The 8,361-nt window shown below is 45.8% G+C and carries 6 protein-coding genes; 4 read left to right on the top strand and 2 right to left on the bottom strand.

Going from position 1 to position 8,361, the window contains the following annotated elements:
- Positions 1 to 919 (top strand): transposase (locus ACOSVP_RS18440; RefSeq protein ID WP_487348952.1); only part of this gene is annotated, 919 nt, incomplete at its 5' end.
- Positions 920 to 1,070: 151 nt separating this feature from the next.
- The gene (locus ACOSVP_RS18435) at positions 1,071 to 2,615 is read left to right on the top strand and encodes a class I SAM-dependent methyltransferase (protein WP_487348951.1); all 1,545 of its coding nucleotides are present in this window, start codon (positions 1,071 to 1,073) and stop codon (positions 2,613 to 2,615) included.
- Positions 2,616 to 2,678: 63 nt separating this feature from the next.
- On the opposite strand, the gene ACOSVP_RS18430 is transcribed toward ACOSVP_RS18435, so the two are convergent.
- Positions 2,679 to 4,535: a beta-galactosidase gene (locus ACOSVP_RS18430; protein ID WP_487348950.1), complete on the bottom strand. Its 1,857-nt coding sequence runs from the start codon at positions 4,533 to 4,535 to the stop codon at positions 2,679 to 2,681.
- Positions 4,536 to 4,575: 40 nt separating this feature from the next.
- The gene (locus tag ACOSVP_RS18425; RefSeq protein WP_487348949.1) at positions 4,576 to 5,670 is read right to left on the bottom strand and encodes an acyltransferase family protein; all 1,095 of its coding nucleotides are present in this window, start codon (positions 5,668 to 5,670) and stop codon (positions 4,576 to 4,578) included.
- A gap of 256 nt (positions 5,671 to 5,926) precedes the next feature.
- On the opposite strand from ACOSVP_RS18425, the gene ACOSVP_RS18420 reads away from it, so the two are divergent.
- Positions 5,927 to 6,955 (top strand): T6SS phospholipase effector Tle1-like catalytic domain-containing protein, encoded by a 1,029-nt coding sequence (locus tag ACOSVP_RS18420; protein ID WP_487348948.1) that lies wholly within the window; start codon positions 5,927 to 5,929, stop codon positions 6,953 to 6,955.
- Between the two features lie 77 nt (positions 6,956 to 7,032).
- The gene (locus ACOSVP_RS18415; RefSeq protein ID WP_487348947.1) at positions 7,033 to 8,217 is read left to right on the top strand and encodes a Calx-beta domain-containing protein; all 1,185 of its coding nucleotides are present in this window, start codon (positions 7,033 to 7,035) and stop codon (positions 8,215 to 8,217) included.
- The last annotated feature ends 144 nt before the right edge of the window (positions 8,218 to 8,361 follow it).

Genomic DNA, 8,361 nt, shown 5'->3' with positions numbered 1-8,361 from the left:
TCCCTATTACCATTGTGTGTCCCGTTGTGTGCGTCGTGCGTTTTTATGTGGTGACGATAATATGACGGGAAAAAGCTACGAACATCGTCGATATTGGGTAGAAGAGTATTTGGTTTTCCTTACCCAAGTGTTTGCGGTTGATCTGTGTGCCTATGCGGTAATGAGTAATCACACCCATGTGGTGTTGCATGTGAATGCCGATAAAGCGCAGAGCTGGAGTGATCGCGAGGTGGTCGAGCGTTGGCATCAACTGCATAAAGGGACCATGGTCACGCAGCAGTTTATTAAACAGGGTTTTGTGGCGGAGTATTTACAGCCATTGTTAGATGCCACGGTCGCAGAGTACCGTGCTCGCTTGCAAGATATCAGTTGGTATATGAGAGAACTGAACGAGAGTATTGCCCGTCGTGCCAACCAAGAGGATGGTTGTACGGGGCGTTTTTGGGAAGGGCGTTTTAAGTCCCAGGCTTTGCTAGATGAAGCGGCTTTGGCGGCTTGTATGGCCTATGTAGATCTAAATCCAGTGCGAGCAGGGATGGCGGAAACGCCAGAAGTATCGGATTACACCAGTATCAAACAGCGTGTAAAAGCGGCGAAAAATGGACAACAGCCGAGCTATTTGATGCCTTTTGTCGGGAATCCTAAAGAGCATCAGCCAGAGGGGTTAACCTTTGCGCTGCAGGACTATTTGCAACTGGTTGATTTGACTGGCCGTGTGTTGAGGTCAGGTAAACGCGGTGCGATAGACTTAAGTTGTTTGCCCGTGTTACAGCGCTTAAATATTACCTCGGAATGTTGGTTAAAGATCGCTAATGAGTTTGAACGGCATACCTATTCTGCTGTCGCGACAGAGCAGGTGATGGCGGACTATTGTGCTAAACATGCGCGCAGGCGCTTAAGGGGCATTGTTGCAGCCTAGATTAGTGTCGGGCTGGGACAGTGCTCCCAGAATTAATGATTTAATTTCATTACAGTGTTTCTTAAGGGAACTTTTGTAGCTATTGCTTAGGTCTAATCCGAATCTATATAAAAGTATTTACCTCTTAGATGTGATGGATTAAGGATTAAGCATGAGCGATTGGACTTCTGGCTATGTAGCCGATATTGGCTATACCTATGGTTATTACACTGAACTTAACCCCCTGCGAATCAAGTTGGCGTTTTTGCGCAACGGTTTAGCTTTTCCTGAAGTAGGCGCGGCCTGTGAACTTGGTTTTGGCCAGGGGATGAGCGCTAATATCCATGCAGCGGCTTCGGTGACCCATTGGTCCGGCACAGACTTTAACCCTGCCCAAGCAAGTTTTGCCCAAGAGCTTGCCAATACCTCACAAGCGGATGCCAAGTTATATGATCAAGCTTTTGATGAGTTCTGTGGCCGCGATGATCTGCCTGAGTTTGATTACATTGGCTTGCATGGTATTTGGAGTTGGATCAGCGATGACAACCGTGCGGTGATTGTCGACTTTGTGCGTCGTAAACTAAAAGTGGGTGGTGTGCTTTATATTAGTTATAACACTCAGCCTGGTTGGGCGGCTATGGTGCCGATGCGTGATCTATTGACTGAGCATTCGGAAGTGATGGGAGCCGATGGGGTTGGGATTGTGAATCGCATTGATAGCGCCCTAAATTTTGCCGAGCAACTGCTGGCTGTGAATCCTGCCTATGCCCGAGCGAATCCGCAGATCGCCGAGCGTATTAAAAACATTAAAGGCCAAGATCGTCACTATGTGGCCCACGAGTACTTTAACCGCGACTGGCAGCCGATGGCGTTTGCCAAAATGGCGGAATGGCTAGAGTCAGCCAAGGTGCAGTTTGCTTGTTCAGCGGATTATTTGGGCGGCATGGATTCCGTGAACCTGACTCAGGAACAGCAGCAACTATTGAACAGTATCCCTGATGATCAATTTCGCCAAACGGTGCGAGATTTCTGTATTAACCAGCAATTTCGTAAAGACTACTGGGTCAAAGGCGCGCGCAAGATCAGTGCGCTGGAGCAAGTGGAACAATTGCGCGAGCTACGTTTTGTGCTCACCAAGCCGCGAGCGGAAGTGACTCTCAAAGCACAAGGCAGCTTAGGTGAAGTCAGTTTTCATGAGGCTATTTATGGCCCAGTTTTAGATGCCTTATCTGATCATAAGGTAAAATCACTAGGGCAATTAGAGCAAACGGTTAAGACTAATGAAGGCCAGTCGATCAGTTTGCAGCAACTTAGTGAAGTGGCTACGGTATTAAGTCATGCAGGTGCCCTGATGGCGGTACAGGACGATAAGTTAGTCACGAAAGCGAAAAAGCAGACCGATGCTCTGAATCAGAAACTGATGATGCGTGCGAGAGGTTCGTCTGACATCAACTACCTTGCAAGTCCTGTTTCCGGTGGCGGTGTCAATGTTGGTCGCTTCCAGCAATTGTTTTTATTGGCGTTGCAGCAAGGTGCGAAAACACCGACTGAACTAGCGCAGTTTGTTTGGCAGATTTTATCGGCACAAGGACAGCGTTTGATTAAAGAAGGCCAAGCCATTGAAACAGCAGAAGGGAATATTGCAGCGTTAACAGAGCAGGCTGCGACTTTCTCAGAGATGCAATTGCCTATTTTGAAGGCGCTTAAAATAGCTTAATTAAGCGCTAAATCGGGCTGGGACAGCCTTCTTTCAAAGGTTGTCCCTTTTCTTTGCCGTGATCTATTTCTGCATTACCATTTGTATTGCTTGATAAAACTCTTTTGAGCCATAGTTTGGGTTAATAGGGCTCAAGCGGTATTTATCATGGGCTGGATCGATGATGACATCGTCAGGTATCAAACTCATAAAGTATGGTGAGAGGAAAACTGCACCATGCTGATGGTGTCGCTGTAATGCCTCGGCAAGAACGGCCGGTTTTTCAGGTAGCATAGGATGCATTTCTGGAATGCCATAACGGGTTTGCTGATGAGCGCTCAACCAGTCAAATAATTGGTCTTTATAAATGGCTCCACCGTAGAGGTTTAGGCCTAAGTTGTAGTGATCATTCTTTTCCAATGAGCCGCTGGCAGCAAACAGTGTGCTGTTCCAAGTCGGATTAAAATCGGGCGCAATCTGATGGGAGAAGATCTTCTCTTTTGCAATACAGTGTGACCCGATGAGATCAGCGAAGTGCTCGATCTCATGGGTGACTTGAGACTCTCTGAATGCTAGCCAAAGCTCCGCTAATGGGTTATAGCGAACTTTAATCGTGCCACTTGGATAGTCCGCAGAAAAGCGAATCTGGTTGCTTTGAATACTCGGCACATTCTCTAAGCTTGTGGTGGATTGCGGTGTTGCATCGCTTTCAGGTGCTATGACATCTAGAGTATAACGCTCAAGCAGGTACTCTTGTCCTTGATGTACAAAGCGCAGTTCCACTTGGTGTTCACCGTTACTTAGGTTGCGGTAATCAAGGTCGTAACGGTAGCCCGTTGAACCATCATCCAGATCGTCTAAGGCTTGGGCAACGTCTAAACGTGTCAGGCCTGTTTGCGCATAATCGATAAAACGGCCATCAAGATAAACTTTAATTTCGATTGGGTTGTTATCTTGGCTGGTTGCCCAGCCAAAAAAAGGTACTGAGCCATAGGCGTTATGATCTATGTGCTTGAGACGTGATACGTCTGGCTTTCCATAGTTTTGAATATAGGCGAGTAATGAATTTTTGTTTTCAAGTGCGACGGTACTTTCGCTGGGGAATTGAATCTCGCTAAAGTCTTGATAATCCGCCTTCAGTGCCATGTTTAATCGACTGATGTCATTAAACTTTTCCTTTAACCAATCTTGAAACGCTTGTAACGATGCCGGGCTGTAGTCGGTAATACGATACTCGTTGTTGTAGCCCATACCTTGTTTAAAGTTTTTAAAGAAGTAGTGTACTTCTCCCAATGTAGTGATGGCTTTGACTTTTGCTTGGGTACTCTCTGGCATGCTGCATAGCTCTTCCATAACGGCGTTGGTAGCTAAGGCGCGGGCTTGGGAGAACTTTGATGTAGGAGCGTTGACCCGCCAAGGGTAAATGGTGGAGGAGAAGTAACCATCCACTGGGCTGCTGCCATCCGCGAGCGTCATTAATTCATGTGCATCACTGGCGATCTGGCGGGCTTGCTCGGCATAGTCTGAGTTTATAAAGTGATTGGAAAATAAGTATAAAACAGCTTTGCGATCAGACTCTTGCAGCAGTTTTAAGTCATTTTTAATCCTAGCTTGATCAATGCTAAAAGCACCTTGGTCATCAATTTTTACGTAGGCAAGCAATGGTAAGCCTAGCATATAACCCAGTTCAAATTGTCCATTTGGACTGGTCGCTGGACCAAGTTTTGCCAGTTTAGATTCCAGTAGTGTGCTACCTGTTTCATTTCTGTCAGTGCAATATTTCATGCCTTCGGAAACACTGCTGAATAATTGTCTATTCTCTATCGCAGATTGACATAGTGTGGCGCCTTCGATCATGGGGGCGATTAGCGTCGCTTCTTGGGCGAATGAGTGGCTGGCAGTTAAGACAAGAGCTAAGGCGATGATAGATTTTTGAAACATAACGTCCTTTTTAAGTTTGATAAATAAGCTTTGAGATTGATCAAGTAGCGGGTTTTGACCTTTTAAATTTAAGCGCAGGTGACTCAATAAACTTCCACGATAACATCGCCACAGGCAAGGTCAGTGCGGTGGATGCGATCACGAGAGGGATAAAGTCTAATTGGAAGAAGTGAACCAGGCCCTGTTGAATGGGGAAGGCATAGATATACAGCCCGTAAGAATAATCGCCAATCTTGTTGTAACTTCTTACTTTGCCATTTAAGCGATAAGCCAGCACCATCACGCTGTAAGTGACCACCATTGGCAGATAGAGGATATAGATCAGGCTCTCTTTTAATATCGGTGTCGCAGCTAATGCTAGACCTGATAGCAACCAAGATAAGGGAATGTAGCGGCGCAAGTTATAAAAATTAGCGCCCACAAAAAAGGTGCTGATAAAAAACAGAATGTCTAAGTTAACGACCTGTTTTGAGTCAATAAAGTGCTGCGCAAAGGCCAATATCACAGCACTTGTGATAAGAATACCGAGAACGCTAATAAGAGGCTGATAGCGGCAGATGTATTTCGTTGCAGTTGCCTGCAGTACAAAGTAAACGGCCGTCATCACATACATCCAGGTCTCAAATGGCAGCGTCCAGATCGAACCATTGACCGAATCCATTGGGTTATTAGTTTGGAAAACACCCGGTAAGTTAAAGCGTGTTGCGGGATCGAGTAGGTTCAGATTCAAAAGATAGAGCCATGTCTCTTGGCTTATAAAATACTCATGGATTGATAAGTCGGTCAAAACCGGCCCAAAGGCAAATACCGTTAATAGCAGCGCAATAAATAACGCTGGGATAAGTCGTAGGGCGCGGGCTTTGGCATAGCTGAGCAAGCTACTGCTGCGAAGTATGCTGCGTTGAATCAAAAAGCCACTGATGGCAAAAAAGATAATGACGCAAAAGGTGCCCATATGAATATTGAAGAAGTAATAAAATGGGTCAATCACCGGCTGCGTTGATCCCGAAAGAATGTAGCTGTGGGCAAATAGAACGCCCCACGCACAGAGCATGCGAATTAAATTGAAATTATTGTCGTTGCTTTGTGAGGCAGGCTCGAGCTGGTGAAAACTCATGCTGATCGGCTGGTTCAAACTTCTATCCTTCAAGGGGCTCTATTGCGGGCATTAGCATAGCAAAAGCACACCTTTTATAGGAGGGGGATCTTCACCCCAGCCAGAGATCTCATTGGACTGGGGTAGCCTTCCATAGTAATCATTTCCTTCGCAAAACATTGTCCTAAGGCAATATTTAATATTAAACCATGCAAATAGTAAGGTTATATTGTTTATAAATTTTTCTTAGCAGGGTTACTCTACGACTAACAAGGATGTTGCATAGGAGTGGAATATGACGATCTTATTTTTTCATTTTGATGGTACTAATAACGGGCCTGAAGATGCGTATTCACGGGATGATCAAGACGAAAGCATTTCAAATGTCTTAAAGTCCCATTTGCTGATGGGTGGAGGATTGAAATCGTCTGATGGACGTTTGGGTGTTTGCTCGCCAAATCGATCTTTCTATTATTCTGGCATTGGTACCTATGGTAGTCCGTTAGAGCGTTGGTTGAATGCTTCCTTTGCCTTTGAAAATGCCGATGTAGCGCAGATTCTCAGTCGTGCTATGTTCGATTTTCAGTGTCACTATCATGATGCCATCGAGAAGATAGTGCTGATTGGCTTCAGTCGCGGTGCAGCTTTGGCGAGACGTTTTGCTACCCTGATTAACCCTTATGTAATGAAGCCAATTGTAATTGAGGCGGTAATGGATACGGTAGCTTCGATTGGACTGCCGAATCTCAATCGGACAAAGCGACCTAGGAATGAAGTGGTTTTTGAAGAAGGTGGCCGGTTACCGAATTGTGTTGATGCTGCATTGCATCTACTGGCTCTCGATGAACAACGTTTAGCGTTTCGTCCCACCTTAATGAATCTTGATCCTCGTGTGTCTGAGGTATGGTTACCCGGCGTGCATAGCGACGTTGGCGGTGGTTATCGTAGGGATTCATTAGCGGATTTAAGCTTTTCCGTTATGTCTAATTGGTTACATAAAAAGCTAAATCTCAATAAAGCCCATCTTTACTATCGTGTAGATCGATTACCACTGTTAAATACAGACCCTGACAGTTGTAGGCATTGGTCTAGACTGCTTGAAATGACGCCGACAATTACGGGTAAAATCCACATGCAGCGCCGAGCACGAACGCTTGCCGATGCGACACTGGCGCCTCGTATATGCTATGTCTGGCGTGATAATCAACCTTGCCCAACAAGCCCTCCTCTATGGCATCGCAGTGTTTTTAAACGCATGTTGCAAAATCCTAATTATCGTCCAATTGCGAGCTTGCCTACGCCGCCCTTAGGCTGGGTGATGTAGGCTTTCCTCCTACATAAATAAACGCTTTGTTTGAAGCGCTTTGGTACTATAAAGCCTCTCTTAAATAGGGTGGCTTTATGATCACGGCGTCTTCTTATTCTTCAACGCGCTACAGTACTTACAACAATGGTTACGATGGTGTGGTTCGCATTGCCGCGAATGGCTCGGTTGGAACTGGGGCGTTGCTCTATGATGGTCGGGCGATTTTAACCGCTGCCCATCTGCTAGAGGGGGTTGCCAGCGCTGAGGTGACCTTTTTAATTAATGGCGTAAAGACGCGTGTTTTTAGTTCTGATTATCTTGTCCACCCTAACGCCAATATTGCCTTAGCCAATAATGATCTGGCGATTCTTTGGTTAGACCAAGCACCGACAACAGCTGAGCGTTATCAGATTTATCGTGATAGCGATGAGGTCGGCCAAACCTTTACCTCAGCAGGGTATGGACAATATGGCTTGGGCAGCAGTGCCACCCGTTATAACGGCACTGACTCGATTCGTTATAAGGCTGAAAATACCTTCGATGTCACGGGCGATGAGTTCAAACAAGGTCTCGGAAGTGAGATTTCTTGGACGCCTGTCAGTGGTACACAGTTACTAGCAGACTTCGATAATGGCTCTGCGACCACCGATGCCTTGGGTATGTTGTTAGGCGAGAATAATTTAGGGCTTGGCGCTGATGAAGGGCTAATTGCTCCAGGCGACAGTGGTGGTTCGGCATTCATTAATGGTTTGATCGCGGGAGTGGCGAGTTATACGGCCTCTGTGTCGACTTGGTGGTCGGACACCGATATTGATGAGGTGAATAATAGTAGCTTTGGTGAGATTGCTGCTTGGCAACGGGTGAGCTATTACCAACGCTGGATTGATCAGAGCGTGCGCGATCACTATGAAGATGCGCCTCAGACAGCAGCTGACGTTGAGCTAGAAGTGGAGGAAGGGAATAACGGTGCAAGTTACGCCTACTTTATGGTGTCTTTTAATGGTGATCGTGGCTTGGCGGATGAGATTCTCAGTGTGGATTATCAAACACGTGATGGCTCTGCGACCGCAGGGGAAGATTATTTAGCGGTCTCTGGAACACTCAATATTTATGATGATGAGAGCTATGCAGTGATTGCAGTCGAAGTGCTGGGTGATTACAAGGTAGAAGAAGATGAGACCTTTTATCTAGATATTATGAACCCCGTAGGTGGTAGCTTTGATAACGGTATTGTGACACTCACCGCAATGCGTACCATTCTGAATGACGATTTAATATAAATGTTGATCTAGTTGGTTATATCTTACTAAGTACGCTAGACAGTCTTTACAGTTTCTTGATATTTTCCTCCTCAGGATTTTTATACATGCTCATGGATGAATAGCGTACTTTATGAAGTCGTATGGCGATTCTCTGTGGACAAA

The organism is Marinomonas sp. HM11-D (genome assembly GCF_057626615.1).
The sequence above is the reverse complement of the archived record's forward strand: the minus strand, read 5'-3'. Positions and strand labels throughout refer to the sequence as shown.

Excerpts from the sequence above, each read along its gene's own strand:
- ACOSVP_RS18435 (WP_487348951.1), top strand. The coding sequence starts at position 1,071 with ATGAGCGATTGGACTTCTGGCTATGTAGCCGATATTGGCTATACCTAT.
- ACOSVP_RS18430 (WP_487348950.1), bottom strand. The coding sequence starts at position 4,535 with ATGTTTCAAAAATCTATCATCGCCTTAGCTCTTGTCTTAACTGCCAGC.
- ACOSVP_RS18420 (WP_487348948.1), top strand. The coding sequence starts at position 5,927 with ATGACGATCTTATTTTTTCATTTTGATGGTACTAATAACGGGCCTGAA.
- ACOSVP_RS18415 (WP_487348947.1), top strand. The coding sequence starts at position 7,033 with ATGATCACGGCGTCTTCTTATTCTTCAACGCGCTACAGTACTTACAAC.